The sequence below is a fragment of the Streptomyces sp. BE303 genome, from assembly GCF_036290945.1.
In the GTDB taxonomy this organism is placed as follows: Bacteria; Actinomycetota; Actinomycetes; order Streptomycetales; family Streptomycetaceae; genus Kitasatospora.
On the sequence record NZ_JAQYWZ010000961.1, the window covers coordinates 45,224 to 70,609 of the forward strand.

Genomic DNA, 25,386 nt, shown 5'->3' on the forward strand with positions numbered 1-25,386 from the left:
CCGGCGGTCCGGTACCGCCGGGGCCGTTCGCGGTCAGGGCCGCGAGAGCAGCGGCGTCGCGCGCAGCACCTCACGGATCGCGGCCCGGTCGCCGTGCTCGCCGACCGGTACCCGGTCCGGGTCGCGGTGCGCGGCGGCCAGCTGGCAGAACTCCAGCCCGTCCAGCACCAGGGCGGCCACCGGCTCGCCCCCGGGCGGACCGGACTCCGGTCCGTCCAGCGGTATCAGCCACTCGCCGGCGGCCGGGCCGTCGATCACCAGCCTGACCCGTCGTCCGGTCCGCTCGTCGCCGGTCCGGCCCTCCGCCCGGCTCTCGGGCGCGCCCGCGGGCGCCCCGGCGTGCTCGGGGCGGGCCGCGCGCTGCCCGGCCAGGGCGAACGGCAGCATCCGGACGGCCAGGTCGATCATCTGCCGCAGGTGCTGCGGGGCCGGCGGGTCGTACGGGTAGGCGACCGCCCGGGCCACGTCCTCGCCGTGCACGTAGCACTCGAAGGCCCGGTCGACGAAGGCGTCCCGCAGCGGGACGGTCGCGAAGCCGAAGTCGACCGGGGTGTTGCCCTGCGGGGCGAGCGCGGCGGAGCGGACCAGCTCGTGGCAGTGCCGGCGCCACCTGGCGCGCACCCGCTGCGGCGGCTGCCCGGCCTGCTCGGCGGTCAGCCGGGCGGTCCGCTCGGTGATCCCGGCCCAGCGCGGGACGCCCTGCGGCGGCACCCGGGGGAGCGGCGGGACGGCCTCCTGCGGCGGCACCCGCCGGGCGACGGCCGGTGCGACGCCGCCCGGGACGGGGTCGGGCAGGCCGAGGGCGACGGCCAGGTAGCCGTCCACGGCGGCGAGGTGGCAGAGCACCTCGGCCGGCCGCAGGTACTCGGTGCCGCCGTGCCAGGGGAGTTCGGCCACCTCCTGCCACTCCTCCGGGCCGAGGTCGCGGAGCAGCGCGTCGAGCTTGGCGGTCTCGGCCGTGTAGGGCGCGCCCCAGACCGGGACGGGCAGGTCGGCCGGGCGGCGGGCGAGGCACCAGTCGAGCACCTGCTGGCGCAGCGGGCCGGGCTGGTCGAGGGGCTCCTCCACGCCGAGCCAGCCGGCCGCCTCGCGCAGCCGGGCCGCCTCCGCGGCGCACCCCGGGCAGGCCCGCAGGTGCTCTTCCAGTTCGGCGGCCTCGCGGTGCGGGACGGCGCCGAGGGCCCAGGCACCGAGCAGGGAGCGCAGGGCCTCGTGCCGGTCGTCGGCGATCGTCACGCCTCCCCGCCCTCCTTCCGCTGCCCGTTGCCGCAGTCCCGGCCGTCCGTGCCGCCATGGTCCCCCGGCGCCGGGGTGCGCCGGTGGCGGGAGCGTTCCTCTTCGAGTTCGGTGGCCAGGAGCTCCAGACCGAGCCGCATCCGCTGTTTGGCGGTCTGTTCGCTGATGCCGAGCCGGTGGGCGGTCTCCTGGTAGGTGCGGCCGTCGTAGTAGGACTCGGCGATGGTCTCACGCAGGGGTTGCGGCAGGGAGGCGACCACGTACTGGACGCGGGCGGCGGTGGCCACCGTCCGGATCTCCTCCTCGGCGGCGCCGTCCTCACCGGCTGCGGCCGGTCCGGCCTCGGCGGCGCGGCGGGCCCGCAGCCGGTCCACGGCGCGGCGGTGGGTGAGTGCGCCGAGCCAGGAGCGGAGCGAGCCGCGGGCCGGGTCGAAGGCCTCGGGGTGCTCCCAGACGTGGGCGAATATCTCCCGCGTGAGCTGGGCGGCGGCCGTCTGGTCGGCGAGTATCCGGCCGGCCAACCCGTGCACCATCGGCGCGAGTTGGTCGTACAGCTCGCCGAGGGCGGTCTCCTCGCCGCGGGCCAGGCGCCGCTGGAGCTGTTCGTCCCAGCGAGGGGCGCCGTCGGTGGTGGCCATCGGTCACCACCCCTCCTGCCGTGCGGACCGCTGACGTGCCCCACGGTATCCCGCGCTGTTCGGGCGGTGGAGGGATTCGGTGAAGAACGGAGGAGCCGGTTTCGGATGGTCGGATCGTGGGATCTGCCGTCGATCCGGCCGTCGCGCCGGGCCTGTTCGAAGGTGGCTGGACATATGTTGCACGGGTGGTTCGCGAGTGGCGGGAGCGGCGGCGGGGGCGGGCGGCGGTAGGTTCACCACTGCATCCCCGGCCGGTCGGGCCGGGCCGGGCGATCGCCGGTCCGAGGCTCGCCAGAGTGAGCGGGACAGTATGCCCTGCGCTGTCCCCCGATCGCTGGAATATGCCCGAAGCGCTTGCTGCGGCCGGTCCGCCGAATCATCCTGAGGCGTGTTCGTGTCGCGGCCGGTGCGCGACGGACGAGGTGACGCGGGTGCGTCGTACCGGGTGTGACGTGCGGCGGCCCGACGGGCGGCTGCCGACCCGGGGGACGGCGACCCGATGGGCGGCCCGGTGTGTGCCCGGGCAGGCCGGGTGATCAGGCCAGGCCGGGACGATGGCCGAACTGCGAGTGCAGGTGGTGGAGCAGTGCAGGTTCTACAGGTACAGCTGGCGGTGCAGGCGGACCCCGCCGAGGTCGGCCGGGCCCGCCGGTGGGTGCGCTCACGGCTGCTCAACCACGGCGTCGACCCGGACGCGCCCATCGCCGAGACGGTCGTGCTGGTGGTCTCCGAACTGGTGACCAACGCGGTGGTGCACACCGGCTGTCCGGCCGTGCTGAGGCTCTGCTTCCCGATCGGCGGGGGCCCGGCCGAGGCCGCACCGGCCGCCGGGGTGCGTGAGGCGGCGACGGTCGGCCCGCTGCGGGTCGAGGTCGCCGACGCCAGCCAGGCCGCCCCCGCCCCCCGGCACGCCGGGCCGGACGTGGACGCCACCAACGGCCGGGGCCTGGAGCTGGTCGAGCTGCTCTGCGACCGCTGGGGCTGGTACCCGGACGGGGCCGGCAAACGGGTCTGGTGCGAGATCAGCCCGGACTCCCGGCCGACGGACCCGCTGGCCGCCGTGGACTGGGCCGCGCTGGTCCAGTAGTGACGGGTGCTCACCCGGCACCCGGCCGTCGTGCACGGCTGCGGAGGCCCGACGGAGCCCCGACGGAGCCCCGACGGAGCCCCGACGGAGCGTCCGAACGGGGCGTGCGGCGGCCCGGTGATCGTCGGGCCGAAAGCTGACGCAACCATTCCGAATTTCGGACAACCCATTGACGTGACGTATCCGACTGATCACGCTTGGGTGCAGCTCTTCGTTGCGAGGGGACGCCGAGGGAACACCCGAACGCCGCTGCGGTGCTGCTGTCCAGGGGGATCACGTCAGCAGGGGGGCCGCGGTCTGTCGTCGTGTGCTGGCTCCTTGGCGAGTGCGGAGGGTGCGGCGCGGGTTCAGGGCCCGTGCGTCGAGGTTGGATGGCGGCCGGCCGTGCCGTGCTCGGGGTGCGTGCGGCCCGCCGTCATCCGATCTGCCCGTGGGGGCGGTTGTTTTCGGCCACCGGGGCCGCCGGCCGAACGACCGGTTCCGGTCGGCCGGTTCCTGCCCCTCACTGGCCCGATTCCGACGAAATTCGGCAGTCCCGCCCCTCGTCGCCCGCCGGTCCCTTCGGGAGACTCTGGCGGGTGAACGAACCGCCCGCCCCCGCCCGCCCCACCGCCCCCGGTTCCGCCCGGGTGCTCCCCGCCGCCCGTGCGCCCCGGGTGCACTACGCCTGGGTGGTGGCCGCCGTCTCGCTGGTGGTGCTGCTCGGCTCGGCCGGATTCCGCTCCACGCCCAGCCTGATGATGGATGCGCTGCACCACGAGTTCGGCTGGTCGACGGGCACGATATCCAGCGCCACCTCGGTCAACCTCACCCTCTACGGACTCACCGCCCCCTTCGCCGCCGCGCTGATGGACCGGTTCGGCGTGCGGCTGGTGGTGGTCTGCGCGCTGCTGACCATCTCGGTCGGCGCCGGTCTGACCATGCTGATGCGCGAGCCCTGGCAACTGGTGCTCTGCTGGGGAGTGCTGGTGGGTCTCGGCAGCGGCTCGATGGCCGGCGCGTTCGCCACCACGATCACCGGCCGCTGGTTCCAGGCCCGGCAGGGGCTGGTCACCGGGGTGCTGACGGCCGCCGGCGCGGCGGGCAACCTGGTCTTCCTGCCGGTCGGCGCCTGGCTGGTCGAGCAGCACGGCTGGCGTTCGGCCGTCGTGGTGGTCTCGCTGGCGGCGACCGCCGTCGCCGTCCCGGTGCTGCTCCTGATGCGTGAGCGGCCCGCCGACCTGGGCCTGCTCCCGTACGGCGCGACCGAGGAGCCCCCCGCCCCGGCGGCCGACGGGCGGGCGCTGGCCCGTTCGCTGCGGGTGCTCCGCACGGCGTCCCGGAGCCGGGCGTTCTGGCTGCTGGCCTCCTCCTTCGCGATCTGCGGCGCGACCACCGCCGGCCTGGTCGGCACCCACTTCATCCCGGCCGCCCACGACCACGGTCTGCCGGTCACCACGGCGGCGAGCCTGCTGGCGCTGATCGGCGTCTTCGACGTGGTCGGCACCGTCGCCAGCGGCTGGTTCACCGACCGCTTCGACGCCGGCCGGCTGCTGGTCGTCTACTACGCGCTGCGCGGGCTCTCGCTGCTCCTGCTGCCGCAGTTGTTCGCGGGTACGCCGGAGCCGCCGATCCTGGCCTTCGTGATCTTCTACGGGCTGGACTGGGTGGCCACCGTGCCGCCGACCGTCGCGCTCTGCCGTCACCACTTCGGCGCCGACGCACCGATCGTGTTCGGCTGGGTGCTGGCCTGCCACCAGATCGGCGCGGCCGTGGTCGCCGGGCTGGCTGGGCTCTCCCGGGACGCGTTCGGCGACTACGACCTCGCCTGGTACGCGGCCGGGGGACTCTGCGCGATCGCCGTCGCCCTCTGCCTGGCGCTCCGGGATGCCCGGCCGGATCGGATCGACCCGGCGCTGTCGTGAGGGGCCCTTCGTGAGGGCGGCCCACCCTGAGCACGGCCCACCGTGAGGGCGGACTGCCGGGGGCTGCCGGGGTGTCCTCCCGGAGGGTGGCGGCCTGTCGCCGGGGTCATGTCGTAAGGGGCGACTAGGCTTCGCGCCCATGACGCTCATCTTCACCCTCGACCCCGACCTCGACCCCGGTCTGCGCGGCGAGATCACCCGGCTGTGGACCGAGGCCAGCAACGCCGGCGGCGCGGTGGGCTTCGTGCCCCCGGTCACCGAGGACGAGGTCTGGGTCACCGCCGAGAAGCAGTTCGCCGGAATCGCGCCGGCCGGGCCGGACCGGCTGCTGGTGGCCCGGGAGGCCGGGACGGGACGGCTGGCCGGTCTGCTGGTCTTCGAGTCGATGCGCTTCGAACTGATGGAGCACTGGCGGGTGCTCTCCCGGGTGATGGTGCACCCCGAGCTCCAGGGGCGCGGCTACGGCGCGGTGCTGATGGCCGAGGCCGAACGGATCGCCCGGGAGTGGGGCCTGGCAGGTCTGCGGCTCCACCTGCGCGGCGGGCTCGGCCTGGAGTCGTTCTACGGGCGCAGCGGCTACACCGAGGCCGGCCGGGTCCCGGGTGCCATCCGGATCGCGCCCGGTGACGACCGCGACGAGGTCACCATGTGGCTCGACCTGCGCTGACCGCACCCCCGGCGGAGCGCCGTCCGCCCGGGGACGGCGGACCCGTTCCCCGGCGGGCCGCCCGGGCATGCTTCACTGGGAGACCGGCCAGCCCCCGCGCAGAGAAGGACGTGTCCCCGGTGAGCAGCACTGTGAGCAAGAAGTCGCACGCCACACTCCGCTACACCTCCATGCGGGTCTCCATCTTCCTCGGCTGCCTGCTGGTCGCCCTGCTGCTGGGGCACTTCCAGGTGATCCCGGTCAAGGGCCAGTCCGGCACGGTCTTCCTGTTCCTGCTGGCCGCCCTCGTCTCGGCGCCGCTCAGCTACGTGCTGCTGCACAGGCAGCGCGACGACATGTCGGCCGAGATCTCCGGCCGGGTGGACGGCATCCGGACGCGGACGGCGCAGAAGATCGCCGCCCAGAACGCCGAGGAGGACGCGGCCGACGACGCCGCCCGCTCGGCGGCGGCCACGTCCGCCCGGACCGCCGCCGCGCCGAACTGACCAGCGCCGCCGACGTGCCCCGCTCCGGTCCCGCCACGCCCGGCGCCGTCCCCGACGACGCCGGGCCCGGTGACGTCGTACCGCCGGGGACGCCGGCCGGTGCGACGGGTCCGCCCGGTGCCGCCGGGGACGGGTCCCCGGAGCACGCGGTCGAGGGCGACGGGCCCGCGGCCGGTACCTGGCCGGCCCCCGTCCGGCGGCCCACCGGCCGGGACGTGGCACGGCTCGCCGGGGTCTCCCAGGCCACCGTCTCGCTGGTGTTCTCCGGCTCGGAGGCGGGCCGCCGGGTCTCCGACGCCACCCGGGAACGGGTCCGCGAGGCCGCACGCGGGCTCGGCTACCGCCCGCAGGCGGCCGGCCGGCAGCTGCGCCTCGGCCGCAGCGGCATGATCCTGCTGGCCGTGCCGAACATCCTCGGCCCGTTCTTCGGCCGGGTGCTGGAGGGCGTCCACGAGGAGGCGGGCAAGCACGGCCTGGCCGTCGTGGTCAGCTCCGGCTGGGGGAGCGCGACCCTCGCCGAGGCCGCCACCACCAGCCGGTTCGACGGCCTGCTGATCTGCTCCCCGGACGACAGCCAGCTCGGCGAACTGCCCGCCGACACCCCCGCGGTCTTCCTGGACGCCGACCCGGGCACCGACCGCGCCCGCCCGACGGTCGAGCTGGACGTGGCCGGCGGCATGCGCGCCGCCGTCGAGCACCTGGCGGCCCTGGGCCACCGCCGGATCGGCCGGCTCCGCTCCACCCACTCCGCCTACACCTTCCGGGTCCGCCAGGCCGCCTTCGAGGAGGCCGTCCGGTCGCTCGGCCTGGACGTGCTCGAACTGGGCGTCAGCCTGAACGAGGGCCAGTCCGCGGCGCGCGTCGCCGCCCACCGGCTGCTGGAGCACCCGGCCCGTCCGCGGGCGGTGATCTGCGACGACGACGTGGTCGCCTCGGGCGTCTACCAGGCCGCCGCCGAACTCGGCCTGCGGGTGCCCGCCGACCTCTCGGTGGTCGGTATCGACAACGTCCCGGTGGCCGCGCTGCTCGCCCCGCCGCTCACCACCGTCGACCTGCCGGGCGAGGAACTGGGCCGGGCCGGTGTCGCGGCGCTCGCCCGGCTGCTCCGCGGCGAGCCGGTGGCGCCGGTGGCGCCGCTCGCCACCTCGCTGGTGCTGCGGTCCTCCACCGCTCCGGGGCGGACGGACTGACCGTCCGTTCCGGAGCGGTGGACCGCTCGACCGGGCTGGGCCCGACGGGTGAAATATCGTCATACGGACTCGCGCCGACGCCGTGGCCGGCTGGGCGGGCGATGAGATTCCGATATGTGGACGTTTCGACCTAAACCCTCACGCCTGCCACTTCTGGCCGCATCCCTGGGCCTGATCGGTGGCACCCTGCTGACCGGCACCCTGACCGCCCCGCCCGCCGAGGCCGCCGTCACCTTCACGAAGTCGGTGGACAAGCCCAACCCGGTACCCGGCGAGAACGTCACCTACACACTGCGCTACACCTGCTCGGTCAGCGACTGCGTCAACGGGCAGATCGTCGACACGCTCCCGGCCGGGATGGAGTTCGTCGGCTGGACTCCGGACGCCTCCACCGTCGACGTCCCCAACTCCACCGTCCCGGCGCCCGGCACCGTGGGCGGCACCCTCACGGCCAAGCTGCAGGACCTCACCCCGGGGACCACCGCCACCATCAACGTGGTCCTGAGGTACCCCAACTTCACCACCGCCAACGGCACCCAGAGCACCAACTCGGCCACCCTCACCGCCGACGGGGAACAGCCCCAGACCGGTACGGCCGGCACCACCGCCGTGGTCCAGCCCAGCTACACCACCACCAAGGGTGTCCAGGGCAGCAGCCAGGACGGCCGCTCGGTCACCTACCAGTTCAGCGCCTGCTCGACCGCCAACGTGCCCAACGTCGACCTGGACGGCAGCCGGCTGGTCGACACCCTGCCGCCCGGTGCGGTGGTGGACACCGGCCGCTCCCCGGGCTGGGTCAACGACCCGGCGGGCTCGACCACCTGGGTGTACGACATCGGCGCCTTCCGGGCCGGCAACGGCCAGGCCGGCTGCCGGATCCCCGGCGTCCTGGTGGTCAACTACCCCGACCCGACGTTCCCCAGCGGCACCACCTCCACCAACACCGTGACGCTCCAGGGCGACCCGCTCGGCCCCGAACCGCAGCGGGACCTCTCCACCGCCACCGCCGAGACCCCGGTCTTCCAGCCGCCCGTCACCGGCATCCAGGTCGGCGCCTCCAAGGTGTGGCAGACGACCTCGGTCTCCGGCGACCTCACCTCCTTCAGCCTGCGCCCCAGCAACGTCGCCGGTCCGATCACCAGCCTGGTGGTGACCGACCCGGGCACCGGCACCACCGCCAACCTGTACAACTGGCTGATCCCGCAGTCCATCCAGCTGGAGGCGTGGAACCCGACCTCGATCGGTCTCGCCCTGGAGTACCGGCTGGACGGCGACCCCGCCTGGCAGACCTTCACCCCGGGCACCCCGCTGAACGGGTCCGGCACCCGCCGGATCACCTTCGCCACGGGCGCCGGCGACCCGGCCAACGACGTGATCGGCATCCCGGCCGGCCGCTACCTCGACGGCCTGCGGTTCACCTGGACCGGCCCGATCCCGACCGGCTGGAGCCCCGGCAACTCCGTCCAGCTGCTCGCCCAGACCATCACCCCCGGCCACGACGGGCGCCCCGCGCCCGTCCCGCTGCGCAACTGCGTCGACGTGGTCGGCACCGACGCGGCCGGCGACACCTCGGCCGCCAACGACTGCGCCGACTCCACCGTCACCGCCGCCACCAACCTGGGTGCCGCCAAGACCATCGTGGCCGGCGCCGTGCTCTCCCCCGGCGGGGTGGCCACCTTCCAGATCACCCCGTACAACCGGACCGGCCGCACCCTCGACCGTCCGCTCGTCCTCTACGACCTGCTGCCGCCCGGCATGGTCTACGTCGAGGGCAGTGCGCGCCCTGACCCCGCCTACGCGGAGTCGGTCGCCCCGGAGTCCGTCGCGGTGCTGCCCGGTCCCGACGGGCGGCAGCTGCTCAAGCTGACCTGGCCGGCCGGAAGCCCCGACATGATGTACCTGAACGACCACCGGGCCTACCGGACCCTGATCGACGTCCAGGTGGCCGGCAGCGCCCGCCCCGGCACCCTGACCAACGACGTGTACGTCACCACCGAGGGCAGCGGCCCCCCGGTCGCCTGCTTCTACTTCGGCAGTGACAGCGGGGTGCAGGACGCCCAGGACCTCGACAAGGACGGCGACGCCACCGAGACCCTGTGCCACGCCTCCTCGCAGGTCGAGGTGCAGGTGCCGGCCGTGCTGCGGTCCTACAAGGAGGTCAGGGGCGACCTCGACCCCGACTACACCACCACCGGAACCACCCGGCCCGGCGGCGGCATCTCCTACCGGCTGACCGTCCGCAACGACTCCGCCGACCCGGTCACCGAGTTCGTCGCGTACGACAAGCTGCCCACCCCCGGCGACGGGTACGTGCTGCGGCCGGACACCCCGCGCAGCTCGGCCTGGACACCCTCCCTGGTGGAGCCGCTGACCTCCAGCGACCCGACCGTGGTGATCGAGTACACCACCTCGCCCGACCCCTGCCTGCCCGCCGACTTCGCGGTGCCCGGCCCGTGCGACGCCGGCGCGCAGTGGAGCACGGCCTTCCCCGGCCCCGGCACCGCCACCTGGTTCCGGGTGGCCCGCCCCGGCACGCTCGCCCCCGGCGCACTGTTCACCCTGACCTGGCCCATGGTCGCCTCGTTCGACGCGGGCGCGGACGAGTTCGCCTGGAACAGCTTCGCCTACTCCGCCACCGACGCCTCCGGCCGTCCGTTCCTGCCCGCCGAACCGGCCAAGGTCGGGGTCGGCGTCGAGCAGGCCGTCCCGCCGGCCAACGCGCTCGGCGACTTCGTCTGGAACGACCTCAACGGCGACGGCATCCAGCAGCCCGGTGAACCCGGCGTCCCCGGCGTGCGGGTCGAGCTGCTGGACGGCGAGGGCCGGGCGGTCCGGGACAAGAGCGGCCGGCCGGTCGCCGCGGTCACGGACGCGAGCGGGCACTACCTGTTCGAGCAGCTGCCGGACGGGGTGTACGCGGTGCGGTTCGACCTGACCACGCTGCCCGAGGGGGCCACGGTGACCCGGCGGGCCGCCGGGGCGGACCGGGAGCTGGACTCGGACGCGGACCCGACGACCGGAGTGACCCAGACGGTCACGCTGGCCGGCGGGACGCGGGACCTCGGCCTGGACCTGGGACTGGTGCTTCCCACACCGTCGCCCTCGCCCTCGCCGTCCCCGTCGGTCTCCCCGTCGCCGACCGTCTCGCCGTCCCCGACCGTCTCGCCGTCGCCGACGGTCTCCCCGTCACCGACGGTGTCGCCCACCTCGTCGACGTCCACGGCCGTTCCCTCGCCGTCGCCGACGGTCGAGCCCTCGTCGCCGACGCACTCGCCGACGCACCGGCCCACGACCCACCACCCCACGACCCACCATCCGAAGCCGACGCACTCGTCCGGCCACGGCGGTGAGCTGCCCGACACCGGCGGCGGACCGGGCACCCTGATCGGCATCCTCGCGGCCGCCGTGCTCGGTACCGGCCTGCTGCTCGCCCTGATCGTCTGGGGAGGCCGAGGCCGCCACAGCTGAGGCACCGGCCAGGAGAAAGTGACTGCGCCCGTCGGCCGGACCACCGGCCCGACGGGCGCAGCCACGTCTTCGGGGCGGGCTCAGCCCACCGGCACCGGCACCGGTCCGGCGTCGGCGGGCGCGCCGGAGCCCGCCGGGCCGGCGGCGGGGACGACCCGGAACCAGCGGCGGGCGCCGAACAGCAGCAGCCCGCCCAGGCCGATGCCGCCCGCCGCACAGAGCGCCACCGAGCGCAGCGATCCCTCGGCGAGGTGGCCCGAGACCGCGTAGCCGAGCGAGTTGCCGGTCGCGAAGAGCGTGACCAGCCAGGCGAAGGCCTCGGTCACGGTGCCGACCGGGGCCAGCTCGGCGACCAGGACGAACGCCGCCGCCAGCAGCGGGGCGAGGGCGATCCCGGAGACGAACGCCAGTCCGGCCATCGCGGCCGGTCCCGGAACCAGGAGCAGCGGCAGGTAGGAGGCGGCCATGCCGAGCGCCATCAGCCCGGTGCGGGTGGCGGTGGAGCTGCGCCACTTCACTGCGCCGTAGGCGAGCGCCCCGAGCAGCCCGCCGAGCGCGGCCAGCGCCAGCAGGGTGCCCGCGCCGCCCGGGAGCCCGTCCGTCCGCTCGTGGGCCTCCGCGTAGGCGATGAACAGCACGTTCTGCGCACCGACCGCCCAGCCGGCGCCGGCCAGGCCGACCAGCAGCAGCACCAGTCCGGGGGAGCGGAGCGGTCCGAGCAGGCCCGCCGAGTGCTCGCGCGGCGGCGCCTGCCAGGCCCGGGCCGGTGCGGTGGTGGCCACGATCAGGGCCCCGGCCAGCCCCAGCCCGGCCGCCACCCAGAGTGCCGCGACCGGGCTGACCGCGCCGGCGATCCCGGCCACCGCGAGCGGACCGGCGACGTAGAGGATCTGCTGGGCGGCGGAGTCGAACGCGTAAGCGGTGTCGAGCTGTTCGTCCTCGACGACGTCCGGCCAGAGCGAGCGGAGGCAGGGTTCGAGCGGCGGCATGGCCAGGCCAGCGATCGCGGCGCCGACCGGCGCGGCCAGGGCCGATCCGGGAGCCAGCGCGAGCAGGGTGTACCCGCCGCCGGCGACCACGGCGGAGAGGAGCAGGACGCGGGGCTGCCCCGTCCGGTCCACGATCCGGCCGAGCACCGGTCCGCCGACCGCCGCCGCGATCGCGTACGCGGCGGTGGCCAGGCCGATCCGGCTGTACGGCGCGCCGGCCTCGCGCAGGGCGAGCGCGATCACCAGGGCGGTCATGCCGGCCGGGAGGCGGCCGAGCAGGGTACCGAGGAGCAGGCGGCCGACGTGCGGGGCGCGGAGCAGGGCGAGGTAGCCCATGGGCGGGGTTCTCCGGTCTGGGCGGTGGGCGTGGAGGGGGCGCCATCCAAGTTATACGTATAACCGGCAGGCGGTCAATCGGGGCGGGCGGTCGATCTGATGGGGCGTCAGCTTCGTTCGTGTCCGGACTCCGGCCGGGCCGCGAGTGGGTGCATGTCCGGAACTCAAACAACTACTTTGAACATCTCAAACCTTTACTGCTAACGTATCGGCCATGACCACCTCAGACGCACTCCGGATGCACGGCCTGGGCTCGCAGCCCGGCGCCGCCCGCGGGTGCCGTCTGCCCGGTGCTGTGGACAGCCCGCGCCGTTGTCGCGCGATGAGCTGTATTCCGGCGGCACGCCCCTGACCGGGGCCGGTCCTCCTCCCCCGGCCCCCGCCGTGTCGCCTTCCCCGCCCCGCCTCACCGTCAGCAACGCCTCCCCCGGAGCCGCACCGTCATGTCCACAGCGCCCGAGGCGACCTCGTCGCCGTCCGTGCTCGCCAGAATCCGCAAGACCCCCTTCTGGGTCCAGATCGTCGCCGGCCTCGTGCTCGGCATCGGGCTCGGTTACCTGGCCCGCGCGGCCGACATCTCCTGGCTGGCCACCACCCTGGAGACGATCGGCAAGATCTTCGTCCAGCTGCTGAAGCTCGCCGTCCCCCCGCTGGTCTTCACCGCGATCCTGGTGAGCGTCGCCAACCTGCGCAACGTGACCAACGCGGCCCGCCTGGCCGTCCGCACGCTGCTCTGGTTCCTGATCACCTCGCTGATCGCGGTGGCCATCGGCCTCGGCCTCGGCCTGCTGACCAACCCGGGCGAGGGCACCGACCTCAAGACCGAGGGCCTCAAGGCGCCGAAGTCCACCGGCAGCTGGATCGACTTCCTGACCGGGATCTTCCCGACCAACATCGTCACCGCGTTCACCGAGGTCGAGGTCCTGCAGATCGTCTTCCTGGCGGTCGTGGCCGGCGCGGCGATCCTCAAGCTCGGCGCGAAGGCCGAGCCCGTCCTCAAGCTCAGCGAGTCCGTCCTGGAGCTGATCCAGACCGCCCTGTGGTGGGTCATCCGGCTCTCGCCGCTCGGCACCCTCGGCCTCATCGGCAAGTCCGTCGCCAAGTACGGCTGGGACCTGCTGAAGCCCTTCACCGTCCTGACCGTCGACATCTACGTCGGTTGCGCGCTGGTGCTGTTCGTCGTCTACTCCCTGCTGCTGAAGTTCGCCGCCGGCCTCAACCCGCTGAACTTCTTCAAGGGCGCCTGGCCCGCCATCCAGCTGGCCTTCGTCTCCCGCTCCTCGGTCGGCACCCTGCCGGTCACCCGTCGCGTCACCGAGCGCCTCGGCGTGCCGAGCGAGTACGCCTCGTTCGCGGTGCCGTTCGGTGCCACCACGAAGATGGACGGCTGCGCCGCGATCTACCCGTCGCTGGCCGCGATCTTCGTCGCCCAGGTCTACGGCATCGACCTCGGCATCAAGGACTACCTGCTGATCGCCTTCGTCTCGGTCGTCGGCTCGGCCGCCACGGCCGGTCTCACCGGCGCGATCGTGATGCTGACCCTGACCCTCTCCACCCTGGGCCTGCCCCTGGAGGGCGTCGGCCTGCTGCTGGCGATCGACCCGATCCTCGACATGATCCGCACCGCGACCAACGTCGCCGGCCAGGCCCTCGTGCCGATCGTGGTCGCCGCCCGGGAGAAGACCCTCGACCTGGTGGCCTACAACAACCCCACCGGCGACCTCTACGCGGACGCCCCGGCGGCCGTCGTCCCGGCGCAGTCCGGCCCGAAGGCCGCGGCCACGGCCTGACCGGTTCCACGCAGGGCCCCCTCCCCGCCGGGGAGGGGGCCCTGCGCATGCCCGCGGAGGGGGCGCGGCACAGCCCCCGGCGCCGGAAGAGGCAGGGGGCCCACCGAAAACGGCGGGCCCCCTTGGGTGTTGCTCTCTTGTGCTCTGGTGACGGCCGACGGCCGTCGGCGGACCCGAGGGGTCCCGAGCGATCAGAACATCGTGAGGATGGTCAGATAAGGGTGACGTTCTCCGCCTGCGGGCCCTTCGGGCCCTGAGTGACGTCGAAGCTGACCGCCTGGTTCTCCTCCAGCGAGCGGAAACCGCTCGCGTTGATGGCGGAGTAGTGGACGAAGACGTCGGGGCCGCCGCCCTCCTGGGCGATGAAGCCGAAGCCCTTCTCAGCGTTGAACCACTTGACGGTTCCCTGAGCCATGCCGTTCTCCTTGCGAGGGACGTGTCGGGGACCACACCGTGTGGCACCCGGTCCGCTGCGCTGATCGCCCTGCCTCCGGACGGGTCCGGAGTTTTTCGATATTGCTGAAAAACTACAAAAAGCCTGCGGTTACATGCTCCGCAGGCTTCAAGTACTGCAAGGGGAATCAAACTGCAACTGAGGGCAACGCTAGCATGCGGCTGCTGTGACGACCAGGGGTGACTTGCAGGCCGGACCGCACGTGTCGAAAGCCCGGATCAGCGGTGTCCGCCGGGCTGTTGGGCCCGTCGTGCACGGCCCGTCGGGACCGGTGGACGCGGCCCGTCGCGGCAGCGGACGCGGAGCGGGCCGGCACGCCGTGCGCGCGTGTCGGAAGGCCGGTGCCGGGCTTCCGGAACCTCGGGCATACCCTGCGGGGAGGCGCACGAACAGCAAGGGAGCGGCGCAGTGGCACCACCGGATGCGGAAACACGGGATCCCGAGGGGCACCCCCCGGTCCGGCCGCGGGTCGGGCACATCCAGTTCCTGAACTGCGTACCCCTCTACTGGGGACTGGCCAGGACCGGGAACCTGCTCGACCTCGACCTCACCAAGGACACCCCGGAGAAGCTCAGCGACCAACTGGTCCGCGGTTCGCTCGACATCGGGCCGATCACCTGCGTGGAGTACCTCCGGCACGCGGACGAACTGCTGGTGATGCCCGACATCGCGGTCGGCAGCGACGGCCCCGTGATGTCCTGCGTGATCGTCAGCAAGGTGCCGCTGGCCGACCTGGACGGCCGACGGGTCGCCCTCGGCTCCACCAGCCGGACCTCGGTACGGCTCGCCCGGCTGCTGCTGGAGGAGCGCGAAGGCGTGCGCCCGGAGTACTTCAGCTGCCCGCCCGACCTGGACGCCATGCTCGCCGAGGCCGACGCGGCCGTCCTGATCGGCGACCCGGCGCTGCGCGCCTACCTCGGCCAGGCGGCCGCGCAGGGCCTGGCCGTGCACGACCTCGGCGAGATGTGGAAGGAGTGGACCGGACTGCCGTTCGTCTTCGCGGTCTGGGCCGCCCGCCGCGACTTCGCGGAGCGCCGGCCCGAGCTGACCGCGGCGGTGCACCGGGCCTTCCTGGAGTCCCGGGACCTCTCCCTGGTGGAGGCCCGCGAGGTCGCCGCGCACGCGGCCCGCTGGGAGACGTTCGACGCCGGCGTGCTGGAGCGGTACTTCAGCGAGGCGCTGGACTTCTCGCTCGGCGAGCGGCAGCTGGCCGGACTGGCCGAGTTCGCCCGCCGGGTCGCGTCCGACAGCGGTTTCGCGCCGGACGTGGCGGTCCGGCTGCTGGAACCGGCGCCCGTCGTGGCCTGACCGCCGGTCTCCTCGCCCGCGCCCCGGATCGTGGCCCGGATCGTGGCCCGGGTTGTGGCCCTCCACCGCCCCGCCGCCCGGTAGCGTCTGCACCCGGTATCCGTGTCCCGGAGGCGGGGCCATGCGGCGAGGGGAGCGTGCGGGGGATGCAGGCACTGGGATCGGACGATCCGCGCCGGGTGGGCGCCTACCGGCTGCTGCGCCGGCTCGGTGCGGGCGGCATGGGCCGGGTCTACCTCGGCCGGACCGCGGGCGGCCGCACGGTGGCGGTCAAGGTGGTCCGCGGCGAACTGGCCGAGGACGCCGAGTTCCGCGCCCGGTTCCGGCAGGAGGTGGACGCCGCCCGCCGGGTCGGCGGCTCCTGGACGGCACCGGTCCTGGACGCGGACACCGAGGGCGAACGCCCCTGGGTGGCCACCGGCTACATCGCCGGCCCCGCGCTCGGCGCCGCCGTCACGGAGCACGGGCCGCTGCCCGAGCCGGCGGTCCGGACCCTCGGGGCCGGCCTCGCCGAGGCGCTCGACCACGTCCACGGCCTCGGGCTGGTCCACCGCGACGTCAAACCGTCCAACGTGCTGCTGACCCTGGACGGTCCGCGGCTGATCGACTTCGGCATCGCCCGCGCGCTGGACGCCGCCAGCGGGCTCACCCAGTCCGGCTACGTGGTCGGCTCACCCGGCTTCATGTCCCCCGAGCAGGCGAACGGGCAGCTCGCCGGACCGCCCAGCGACGTCTTCTCGCTGGGCGCCGTGCTCGGCTACGCCGCGACCGGGGTGCACCCCTTCGGCGAGGGCGTGAGCGCCGCCGTCCTCCTCTACCGGGTGGTGCACGAGGAACCGGACCTCTCCGGGCTGACCGACGGGTCGTTGCGCTCGGCCGTGCTCGCCTGCCTGGCCAAGGACCCGGCGGCCCGCCCGACCCCGCGCGAGCTGCGCGCCTGGCTGGACCCGGACGGCTCGGCCGCCGCCCGGCTGGGGCGGGGCGGCTGGCTGCCGGCGGCGCTGGCGGCGGCGGTCGGGCGGAGTGCGGTGCAACTGCTGGACCTGGAGGCCGAGGTCTCCTCGGTGGGAGCGGGCCCGCCGTTTCCGGGGGCGCCGGGAGCGGACCGGACGCCGACCTACGTCCCCGGCGCGGGGGCCGACGTGCGCGGCGGGCCGGGTACGGGGGAGACCCCGGCGGTCGGGGCCGCCTCCCGGCGCCGGTACGGGCCCTGGCTCCTGGCGGGTGCGCTGCTGCTGGCGGCGGGGGCCGGCTACGGCGCCTACCGGGTGTGGGGGCCGGAGGACCCGCCCGCCGTGGTCACCGCGACGGGGACGGGCTCGCCGAGCGCCCCGGCCACCGGGGGCGCCACCCGGCCGCCGCCGTCGACCGTGACCGGCGGGCCGTCCGGCGGGCCGTCGCCGTCGGGAGGGCCCTCGGGCGGGACGGCGACCGGGGGGACGCCGTCCGCTGGCGCATCCGGGAGCGGTGCCCCGACGACCGGGCCGAGCGTCGTCCCGGAACGCTTCCTCGGCACCTGGCGCGGGGAGATGAACACCCAGAAGGGGGTGCCCGCCGGCACCACCACCCTGGTCATCGGAAAGGCGGCGCTCGGTCAGGAGGCCACCACCAGCCGCAACGAGCTCAGCGGGCTGCTCTCGGTGAGCTGCGAGGGCGCCTGGACGCTCACCTCGGCCGAACCGGAGAAGCTGGTGTTCACCTCCCGGCTGGTCCGCTCCTCACTGCCCGGGGCCTGCACCGGCGGCTCGTACTCCGAGACGCTCACCCTGCAGAAGGACGGCGCGATCCTCTTCACCTCGGCCGACCCGAAGGCCGGGAACCCGTCCGGGACGCTACGGCGGGCGGGCTGACGCGGGGCGGCGGAGGCGCTGGCGTAGGCTGAACCGGATGCGGCGGGGGTCCGACCTGGCGGTTCGATCCGCCGGCACGACCCCGGGGCGCAACCCGGAACCGTGCCCGTCCGGCAGGGCCCGCAAGACCAGCAGTACCCGAGAGAGAGAAGGCCGTCAGGTGTCCGAGCTCGCAGCGACCACCCTCGATGCGCCCAGCACCGACCTGCAGGCCGTGCTCGACCGGGCGGCCGGCGGCGGCCGGATCAGCCCGGAGGAGGCGCTGGAGCTCTACCGCTCGGCCCCGCTGCACGCGCTCGGCTCGGCGGCCGACGCGGTGCGCCGCCGGCGCTACGCCGGTACCGAGCACATCGCGACGTACATCATCGAGCGCAACATCAACTACACCAACGTCTGTGTGACGGCGTGCAAGTTCTGCGCCTTCTACGTGGCGCCGAAGAGCACCAAGGGCTGGTCCCGCGACCTCGACGAGATCCTGCGCCGCTGCGCGGAGACGGTCGAGCTGGGCGGCACCCAGATCATGTTCCAGGGCGGCCACCACCCGGACTACGGCGTGGAGTACTACGAGCGCGCCTTCTCGGCGATCAAGACGGACTTCCCGCAGCTGGTGATCCACTCGCTGGGCGCGTCCGAGGTCGAGCACATGGCCCGGATCTCGGGCGTCTCGATCGAGGAGGCCGTCACCCGGATCCACAAGGCAGGTCTCGACTCCTTCGCCGGTGCCGGCGCCGAGCTGCTGCCGGAGCGTCCGCGCAAGGCGATCGCCCCGCTCAAGGAGTCCGGCGAGCGCTGGCTGGAGATCATGGAGACCGCCCACGGCCTGGGCGTCGAGTCCACCTCCACCATGCTGATGGGCACCGGCGAGACCAACGCCGAGCGGATCGAGCACCTGCGGATGATCCGCGAGGTGCAGGACCGCACCGGCGGGTTCCGCGCCTTCATCCCGTACACCTACCAGCCGCAGAACAACCACCTGAAGGGGTCGACCCAGGCGACCGTCTTCGAGTACCTGCGGATGATCGCCATCGCCCGCCTCTTCCTGGACAACATCGCCCACATCCAGGGCTCCTGGCTGACCACCGGCAAGGAGGCCGGCCAGCTGTCGCTCCACTACGGCGCGGACGACCTGGGCTCGGTGATGCTGGAGGAGAACGTCGTCTCGGCGGCCGGCGCCAAGCACCGCTCCAACCTCACCGAGCTGATCCACCTGATCCGGGCGGCGGACCGCGTCCCCGCGCAGCGCTCGACCACCTACGAGCACCTGCGGGTGCTGGACGACCCGGCCGACGACCCGGTCGACCCGCGGGTCGCCTCGCACATCGCCTCCACCGCGATCGAGGGCGGCACGGCGCACCCCGAGCTGAAGATCCTCGACAACGGCTGAGCGCCTCCACTGCCGTGCTGACCCTGCACCGGGCGGCCCGTGTGCTGCCCGACCCGGCCGATCCCACCGCCCCGTCCTACGCCGACGGGGCGGTGCTCGTGCGTGGCGAGCTGATCGCCGTTGTCGGCCCGTACGACGGACTGGCGGCGGAGCACCCGGCGGCCCGGGTGCGGGACTGGGGCGACGGACTGCTCACCCCCGGTCTCCGCAACCCGTACGGGCGCTGGCTGCTGGAGCGTGCGTACCATCCGGACCCGCGTGAGGGGATCGGGGACGAGCCGGTGCCCGGAGGGCCGGAGGGGCTCGGGGGACCGGCCGACGAGGCGCGGTGCGGCGCGAGCGCCCGGCGCGGGCTCCAGCGGATGCTCGGGTTCGGGGTGACCGCGGTGGCCGGGCCGTTCGAACGCGCCTCGGTGCGGACGGCGGTGGCCCGGTCGGGGCTGGGCGTACCGGGCGGTGCGGGGGTCGAGGAGGGTCCGCTGGACCCGCTCGCGGTGCTCCCGTTCGTCGAGGCCGTGCACGGCCGTCTGGGGGTCGGGGGCCGGGCCGACTTCGCCGTGTTCGCACCCGGTGCGGACGGCCCGCGGGCCGGGGGCTGCCTGGCCACGGTGCTGGCCGGTCGACTGGTGTTCCGCCGACGGTGAGCTGCCCGCCGCGACCCGGCTCCGGGGACCGGCACGGGGTGGACGCCCGGATGCTACTCATTGGTAGTCATACCGTCATACTGCTGTTTTCCGCTTCCCGGTGATCCCCCCTTGTGCCGCAGGGGAGTTGCTTCGTGTGCCGTCGAACTGCACCCCCGGCGAGGGTGTCTGATTCCCCCTTCGCCGTGACCTGAGGGCCCGCCAGCGGATAGCATCCCGCTCAGCTCAGTCCGTACCCTCACCACACTCCGCCCGTGCCCTCGGGCGGCGGGGCCCCGTCCCAGGCCCCGAACGCAAGCCAGGACAGGAACCATGCGATCCGCGACCGTCCCCCCGCCGCGCACCCCGCGGTTGGGCCGTGTTTGGTACCTCACCGCCGTGCTCAGCGCCGTACTGGCCGTCGGCATGTGCCTGCTGGGCTGGCGTCAGGCCGAGCAGGCCGACCGGATCGGCGCGCACCCGGTGACGGTCGAGGGCACGGTCACCCAGCTCCCCGCCGGCGGCGGCTCCTACAGCACCGTCAGCTACCGGGCCGTCGGCCAGCAGCACACCGCGGCGGCGCTGCCGCTCGCCGACGGCGTGAAGGTCGGTGACACGGTCTGCCTGGAGCACGCGGCCGACGACGCGGGCGCGGTCCGGGTCTGCGGCGACACCTACCCGCAACCGGTCGGCGTCGGGCTGGCCCGGTTCAGCGTCCCGGTGGCGGTGGTGCTCTTCGCCGTCTGCATGCTGAGGATCCGCAGGCACCGGCGCGACCTCGCCGTCCGGAGCGGGCAGAACCGGATCGCCACCACGGTGGCCATGGCGACCGGCGCGCTGGCCGAGGGGATGCCGGCGATAACCCACGGCAAGCGCTCGCGCCGCAAGCGCCGCTCCGGCGGGCGGCGCGGCCTGCACTGACGCTCCGCCCGCGCCGGGGTGAGGGCGTGTCGGGCGAGGACCGCGCCGGACCACGACGACGCAGGCCCCGTCCGGCCGCGGCCCGGCCGCACCGTCCGGGATCGCGCCGGACGTGCCCCGTTGCCCGGATCGTCCGGGCCAGGGTGAACAATGGGGTCGTGACCCGAGCCTCTCTGGACAAGCAGCCGCACGAAGTCGCCGCCATGTTCGACGACGTCGCGGCCAAGTACGACCGCACCAACGACGTGCTCTCCCTCGGCCAGGCCCGCGCCTGGCGCCGGGCGGTGGCCGAGGCCGTGGACGCCGGGCCGGGGGACCTCGTCCTCGACCTCGGGGCCGGCACCGGCACCTCCTCGCTGCCGTTCCGGGAGGCCGGGGCCGAGGTCGTCCCCTGCGACTTCTCGGTCGGCATGCTGACCGAGGGCAAGCGCCGCCACCCCGAGCTGGCGCTGACGGCCGGGGACGCCACCCGGCTGCCGTTCGCCGACGGCACCTTCGACTCGGTGACGATCTCCTTCGCGCTGCGCAACGTCCACGAGACCGAGGCGGCGCTGCGCGAGATGCACCGGGTCACCAAGCCCGGCGGCAAGCTGGTGATCTGCGAGTTCTCCACGCCGACCTGGACGCCGTTCCGGACGGTGTACACCGAGTACCTGATGCGCGCGCTGCCGCCGGTCGCCACCGCGGTCAGCAGCAACCCGGACGCCTACGTCTACCTCGCCGAGTCCATCCGGGCCTGGCCCGACCAGCCCGCTCTGGCGGGGCTGCTCCAGGAGGCCGGCTGGTCCAAGGTGGCCTGGCGCAACCTGACCGGCGGGATCGTCGCCCTGCACCGGGCGTACAAGGTCTGATCCCCGGGTCGGGCCGCCCCGGACCCGCCGGAGCCGACCGCGGTTCCGGCCGGGGCCCGGTCCGCAGCTCGTAGACTCGTCCAAGCCCAGCCGCGCCGGCCCCCGACGGCCGGCCGACCCCAGCAGGAGTGTGCCCACCGTGTCCGAGACCGCCGTCGACCTGAACGCAGGCGTTGTGGAGAGCACCGCGGACGTCATCGTGGTCGGCGCGGGCCCGGCCGGCTCCGCCACGGCGTACTACCTGGCCCAGGCGGGCCTGGACGTGCTGCTGCTGGAGAAGACCTCCTTCCCCCGGGAGAAGGTCTGCGGCGACGGACTCACCCCGCGCGCCACCAAGCAGCTCGTCGACATGGGCATCGACGTGTCGACGGCGAACGGCTGGCTGCACAACAAGGGGCTGCGGATCATCGGCGGCGGCGTCCGGCTGGAGCTGGACTGGCCCGAGCTGTCGGCGTTCCCCGACTACGGACTGGTCCGCAAGCGGGCCGACTTCGACGAGCTGCTCGCCCGTCAGGCCGAGAAGGCGGGTGCCCGGCTCTACGAGCGCTGCAACGTCAGCGGCCCGGTGCTGGACGAGCGGACCGGCCGGATCATCGGCGTCACCGCCCGGCTCGGCGAGGAGAAGCGGCCGGTGACCTTCCGGGCCCCGCTGGTGGTGGCCGCCGACGGCAACTCCACCCGGCTCTCGCTGGCCATGGGCCTGCACCGCCGCGAGGACCGGCCGATGGGCGTCGCCTACCGGACCTACTTCACCTCCCCGCGCCACGACGACGACTACCTGGAGTCGTGGCTGGAGCTGTGGGACACCCGCGGCGCCGAGCGGAAGCTGCTGCCCGGCTACGGCTGGGTCTTCGGCATGGGCGACGGCACCTCCAACGTCGGCCTCGGCATCCTCAACTCCTCGCCCGCCTTCGGCGAGCTGGACTGGCGCGAGGTCCTCAAGGCCTGGTGCGCCAGCATGCCGGAGGAATGGGGCTACACCCCCGAGAACATGACCGACCCGATCCGCGGTGCCGCGCTCCCGATGGCCTTCAACCGCCAGCCGCACTACACCCGCGGCCTGCTGCTGGTCGGCGACGCCGGAGGCATGGTCAACCCGTTCAACGGCGAGGGCATCGCCTATGCGATGGAATCCGGCCAGATCGCCGCCGGAGTCATCGTGCAGGCCCACGCCCGGCTGACCGACGCCGGCCGCGAGCGCGCCCTCCAGGCATACCCGCGCATCCTCAAGGACGTCTACGGCGGCTACTACACGCTCGGCCGCGCCTTCGTGAAGCTCATCGGCAACCCGAAGGTCATGCAGCTCGCCACCCAGCGGGGCCTGACCCACCCCGTCCTGATGAAGTTCGTCCTGAAGATGCTGGCCAACCTCACCGACCCCCAGGGCGGCGACGCGATGGACCGCATCATCAACGGCCTCGCCAAGGCCGCCCCCAACGCCTGACCCACGGGCCGGCGGCACCGTACCCCGGCGGCCCTTGACCCCGGCGGTACCGGACCCGGGCCCCGGCGGCCGGGAGCCCGAAGGCTCCGGCGCCGTGGGCCGCCCCGGGGTCAGCGCCGATCGGCCTCGGGCCGGTCCGCGTCCGGTCGAGCCGTCTCCGGTCGACCTGTCGCGGGCTGACCTGTCGCGGGCCGCCGGCCGGCGGCGGAGCGGCGTTCGACGTAGGCGAGGCGTTCGGCGAAGACCCGGGCCGCGTCGGGGGTGAGCGTCCGGAGGGCGACCAAGGCCGAGAAGACGACGTCGCAGAGCTCGTGCTGGACGTCGTCCCAGGTGTGGGTGACCCCCTTGCGCGGGTTCTGACCGGTGGCGCCGATCACGGCGGCGCTCACCTCACCGACCTCCTCGGAGAGTTTGAGGATCCGGGCCAGCCGTTCCTCCTGCGGAGGGAGCGGGCTCTCCTCGTCGAGCCAGGTGACGAGGTGGTCGACGCTCTCCCAGATCCTGCTGTCCATGCGGTGCTGCTCCCGTACGGTGTCGATGGCGTGGTCCACCGTACGGGAGCGGTGGCGTGCGGCGGCCGACCGCGGTGGGGGCCGGGCGGGGCCGGGGCTGCGGACGGGGCCCCGGCGGGAGGTCAGCGCTTGGCGATCCGGACGTCGCGGATCTTGACGAAGAGGTTCGGGTAGCCGTCGCCGGGGTTGTTCTGGTCGTCCTCGCCGGCGGCGGCGATCTTCTGGAGGACGTCCAGCCCCGCGGTGATCCGGCCGAAGGGCGTGTAGGCGGGGGAGAGCTTGGTGTCCTTCCAGACGAAGAAGAACTGGCTGCCGTTGGTGTTCGGCCCGGCGTTGGCCATGGCGACGGTTCCGGCGGGGTAGGTGGCGCCCTCCAGGTTCTCGTCGGGGAACGAGTAGCCCGGGCCTCCGCTGCCGGTGCCGGTCGGGTCGCCGCACTGCAGGACGAAGATCCGCTGGGTGGTGAGCCGGTGGCAGTGGCTGCGGTCGTAGTAGTCGTGCTCGGCGAGGAACCGGAACGAGAACGTGGTGCAGGGGGCCTTGTCGGTCAGCGCCTGGAAGGTGATCGCCCCCTGGGAGGTCTTCAGCGTCGCGCTGTAGGGCTTGGCGGCCTTCTTGGCGTCGAAGACCGGGATGCCCTTGAAGTTGTCGGCCGGGACCGCCGGGGTGTAGGTGCAGGCGGCGCCGGCGGCGGTGCCGGTCGACGGGGTCTCCGCGACGGCGGTGCCGGTGCTCACGGCGAGCGGCAGGACGGTGGCGGCGGCGATCAACGCCCAGTGTTTCCGCTTCACTTGACGGGCCTTCCGGTGGACGGGGGACGGCTGCGTTGTCATGGCGACATCATCCATGGCGGGGTGGGGATCCGGTAGGGGTGGAATGCCGTTGATCGTCCGGCCTCCGGTGCGCGACGATGGCGGACCCCTGTTCCGCCCGACCGGGCCCCGCGCCCGGTCGCCTGCTCGGCTCGTTGCTCAGCCCCGGGATCCGTCCGACGTCGTGCGGGACTCTCGTGTGCCGGTTCCCGTTCGCTCCGAAGAGGTCCTGCCCATGCGTGTTTCGTCGTCCGTTCTCCGAGATGTGCCGGTCCTGCTGGTGGCGGTGGTGTGGGGGTCGAGCTTCCTGGCGGTGCAGCGGGTGGCCGAGCCGGGGACGGTGGTGGCCATGCTGGTGCTGCGGTTCGGCCTCGTCCTGCCGTTGCTCGGGGTGTTCGCCTGGCGGGGGCTGCGGCGGATGGGGCGGGCGGAGTGGGCGGGCGGGGCGTCCCTGGGCCTCGTGCTCGGCGCGATCTTCCTCCTGGAGACCTTCGGCGCGGTCCACACCTCGGCGACCAACGCCGGCCTGATCATCAGCCTCACGATCGTGTTCACCCCGCTCGCGGAGAGCGTGCTCACCCGGACACCGCTGCCGCGCCCGTTCGTCGCGGCGGCCGGACTGGCGGTGGTGGGCATCGCCCTGCTCACCGGGGACGGCGGGCTGCGGGCGCCGGCGTCGGGTGACCTCCTGGTGCTCGGCGCGGCCGTGGTGCGGACGGTCAACGTCCTGGCCACCTCCCGGGTCCGGGCGATCCGGGACACCGACACGCTGGCCGTCACCTGGGTGCAACTCGCCACCGCGACCCTGGTGTTCGCCGTCGTCGCGCCCTTCACCGGGCCGCTGCCCTGGACGGTCGCCGCCGCGTACGGGCCGGCCGAGTGGGGCTGGCTGCTGCATCTCGCGCTGCTCTGCACGCTGTTCGCGTTCTTCGTGCAGATGTGGGCGGTCCGCACCACCTCGCCCTCGCGGGTCAGCCTGCTGCTCGGTACCGAACCGCTCTGGGCGGCGGTCTTCGGGATCACGCTCGCCGGCAACCACCTCGGCCCGCTCGCCCTGGCGGGCGGCGCCCTCGTCCTGGTCGCCACCGAGTGGGGGCGCCGGACCGCGGTGGCACCGCTCCGGGAGGGCGCGCCCGCGGGACGCGCGGGGGAGCCGGGTGCGGGGGAGTCGGACGCCGGGGAGCCGGGTGCGGCGGGGCCGGGCGTGGAGACGGCGCCGGAGCGGGCCTCGGCCTGACCGACGGGCGCGGCCGCGGACGTCCGGCCGCCGGCGTTCACCGCCGTACACCGCCGTACACCGTGCGGGCGGGCACCTTCCGGTGCCCGCCCGCACGTCTCCGTGCCCGCCCGCCGGTACCGTCCGCGCCCCAACTCGGCTTCCCGTTCGCGCGCTTGTGAACGAAGGGTCAAGCGGGCGTTCGGGAGGCCGCCACCCCT

21 protein-coding genes are annotated in these 25,386 nt (G+C 74.1%); 15 read left to right on the forward strand and 6 right to left on the reverse strand.

From position 1 onward, the window contains the following. Window positions 1-33: 33 nt before the first annotated feature. Together PUR56_RS42585 and PUR56_RS42590 are read right to left on the reverse strand one after the other, a co-directional pair. The gene (locus PUR56_RS42585) at window positions 34-1,236 is read right to left on the reverse strand and encodes a zf-HC2 domain-containing protein (protein WP_329952958.1); all 1,203 of its coding nucleotides are present in this window, start codon (window positions 1,234-1,236) and stop codon (window positions 34-36) included. Continuing rightward, on the reverse strand, window positions 1,233-1,874 hold the full coding sequence (locus tag PUR56_RS42590) for a sigma-70 family RNA polymerase sigma factor (RefSeq protein WP_329952959.1): 642 nt from the start codon (window positions 1,872-1,874) through the stop codon (window positions 1,233-1,235). The genes PUR56_RS42585 and PUR56_RS42590 overlap by 4 nt, the downstream gene beginning before the upstream one ends. A gap of 586 nt (window positions 1,875-2,460) precedes the next feature. Between PUR56_RS42590 and PUR56_RS42595 the strand changes: the two genes are divergently transcribed. The 6 genes from PUR56_RS42595 to PUR56_RS42620 all read left to right on the forward strand — a co-directional run bounded on the left by PUR56_RS42595 (window position 2,461) and on the right by PUR56_RS42620 (window position 10,675). Next, window positions 2,461-2,961, forward strand: a complete 501-nt coding sequence (locus tag PUR56_RS42595; RefSeq protein WP_329952960.1) for an ATP-binding protein — start codon at window positions 2,461-2,463, stop codon at window positions 2,959-2,961. Window positions 2,962-3,539: 578 nt separating this feature from the next. Next, complete coding sequence (locus PUR56_RS42600; RefSeq protein WP_443034637.1) at window positions 3,540-4,865, forward strand: MFS transporter; 1,326 nt, start codon at window positions 3,540-3,542, stop codon at window positions 4,863-4,865. 139 nt (window positions 4,866-5,004) lie between these two features. After that, window positions 5,005-5,532, forward strand: coding sequence for a GNAT family N-acetyltransferase (locus tag PUR56_RS42605; protein WP_329883276.1), 528 nt, complete (start codon window positions 5,005-5,007; stop codon window positions 5,530-5,532). A gap of 119 nt (window positions 5,533-5,651) precedes the next feature. Next, window positions 5,652-6,017, forward strand: coding sequence for a DUF4229 domain-containing protein (locus PUR56_RS42610; protein WP_329883277.1), 366 nt, complete (start codon window positions 5,652-5,654; stop codon window positions 6,015-6,017). Window positions 6,018-6,031: 14 nt separating this feature from the next. Continuing rightward, on the forward strand, window positions 6,032-7,207 hold the full coding sequence (locus PUR56_RS42615; protein ID WP_329952961.1) for a LacI family DNA-binding transcriptional regulator: 1,176 nt from the start codon (window positions 6,032-6,034) through the stop codon (window positions 7,205-7,207). A gap of 114 nt (window positions 7,208-7,321) precedes the next feature. Further along, window positions 7,322-10,675, forward strand: coding sequence for an SdrD B-like domain-containing protein (locus PUR56_RS42620; protein WP_329952962.1), 3,354 nt, complete (start codon window positions 7,322-7,324; stop codon window positions 10,673-10,675). Window positions 10,676-10,755: 80 nt separating this feature from the next. Here PUR56_RS42620 and PUR56_RS42625 read toward each other — a convergent pair whose 3' ends face one another. Beyond that, complete coding sequence (locus tag PUR56_RS42625; RefSeq protein ID WP_329952963.1) at window positions 10,756-12,000, reverse strand: MFS transporter; 1,245 nt, start codon at window positions 11,998-12,000, stop codon at window positions 10,756-10,758. 443 nt (window positions 12,001-12,443) lie between these two features. On the opposite strand from PUR56_RS42625, the gene PUR56_RS42630 reads away from it, so the two are divergent. After that, window positions 12,444-13,790 carry a dicarboxylate/amino acid:cation symporter gene (locus tag PUR56_RS42630; RefSeq protein WP_329952964.1) on the forward strand — a complete coding sequence of 449 codons (1,347 nt, stop codon included), beginning with the start codon at window positions 12,444-12,446 and terminating at the stop codon, window positions 13,788-13,790. 211 nt (window positions 13,791-14,001) lie between these two features. Here the strand turns inward: PUR56_RS42630 and PUR56_RS42635 are convergent, their stop codons facing one another. After that, window positions 14,002-14,205: a cold-shock protein gene (locus PUR56_RS42635; protein ID WP_329883282.1), complete on the reverse strand. Its 204-nt coding sequence runs from the start codon at window positions 14,203-14,205 to the stop codon at window positions 14,002-14,004. Between the two features lie 447 nt (window positions 14,206-14,652). Between PUR56_RS42635 and PUR56_RS42640 the strand changes: the two genes are divergently transcribed. The 7 genes from PUR56_RS42640 (at window position 14,653) to PUR56_RS42670 (ending at window position 22,625) form a co-directional block, all read left to right on the forward strand. Continuing rightward, entirely contained in the window at window positions 14,653-15,552 is a 900-nt protein-coding gene (locus PUR56_RS42640; RefSeq protein ID WP_329883283.1) for a menaquinone biosynthetic enzyme MqnA/MqnD family protein, read from the forward strand. A 146-nt stretch (window positions 15,553-15,698) separates the two neighbouring features. Further along, window positions 15,699-17,402, forward strand: a complete 1,704-nt coding sequence (locus PUR56_RS42645) for a serine/threonine-protein kinase (protein ID WP_329952965.1) — start codon at window positions 15,699-15,701, stop codon at window positions 17,400-17,402. A gap of 160 nt (window positions 17,403-17,562) precedes the next feature. Then, window positions 17,563-18,786, forward strand: coding sequence for a cyclic dehypoxanthinyl futalosine synthase (mqnC, locus tag PUR56_RS42650; RefSeq protein ID WP_329952966.1), 1,224 nt, complete (start codon window positions 17,563-17,565; stop codon window positions 18,784-18,786). Between the two features lie 14 nt (window positions 18,787-18,800). Further along, window positions 18,801-19,430: an amidohydrolase family protein gene (locus tag PUR56_RS42655; protein WP_443034638.1), complete on the forward strand. Its 630-nt coding sequence runs from the start codon at window positions 18,801-18,803 to the stop codon at window positions 19,428-19,430. Between the two features lie 312 nt (window positions 19,431-19,742). Beyond that, window positions 19,743-20,330 (forward strand): hypothetical protein, encoded by a 588-nt coding sequence (locus PUR56_RS42660; protein WP_329883286.1) that lies wholly within the window; start codon window positions 19,743-19,745, stop codon window positions 20,328-20,330. 158 nt (window positions 20,331-20,488) lie between these two features. After that, window positions 20,489-21,181: a demethylmenaquinone methyltransferase gene (locus tag PUR56_RS42665; protein ID WP_329952967.1), complete on the forward strand. Its 693-nt coding sequence runs from the start codon at window positions 20,489-20,491 to the stop codon at window positions 21,179-21,181. 160 nt (window positions 21,182-21,341) lie between these two features. Beyond that, the gene (locus PUR56_RS42670) at window positions 21,342-22,625 is read left to right on the forward strand and encodes a geranylgeranyl reductase family protein (protein ID WP_329953017.1); all 1,284 of its coding nucleotides are present in this window, start codon (window positions 21,342-21,344) and stop codon (window positions 22,623-22,625) included. A 110-nt stretch (window positions 22,626-22,735) separates the two neighbouring features. On the opposite strand, the gene PUR56_RS42675 is transcribed toward PUR56_RS42670, so the two are convergent. Then, window positions 22,736-23,137, reverse strand: coding sequence for a MazG-like family protein (locus PUR56_RS42675; RefSeq protein ID WP_329883288.1), 402 nt, complete (start codon window positions 23,135-23,137; stop codon window positions 22,736-22,738). Window positions 23,138-23,259: 122 nt separating this feature from the next. Then, a complete protein-coding gene (locus tag PUR56_RS42680) occupies window positions 23,260-23,970 on the reverse strand; it encodes a peptidylprolyl isomerase (RefSeq protein WP_329952968.1) in 711 nt (236 codons plus the stop codon). Window positions 23,971-24,184: 214 nt separating this feature from the next. On the opposite strand from PUR56_RS42680, the gene PUR56_RS42685 reads away from it, so the two are divergent. After that, on the forward strand, window positions 24,185-25,186 hold the full coding sequence (locus tag PUR56_RS42685; protein ID WP_329952969.1) for a DMT family transporter: 1,002 nt from the start codon (window positions 24,185-24,187) through the stop codon (window positions 25,184-25,186). Window positions 25,187-25,386 lie beyond the last annotated feature (200 nt).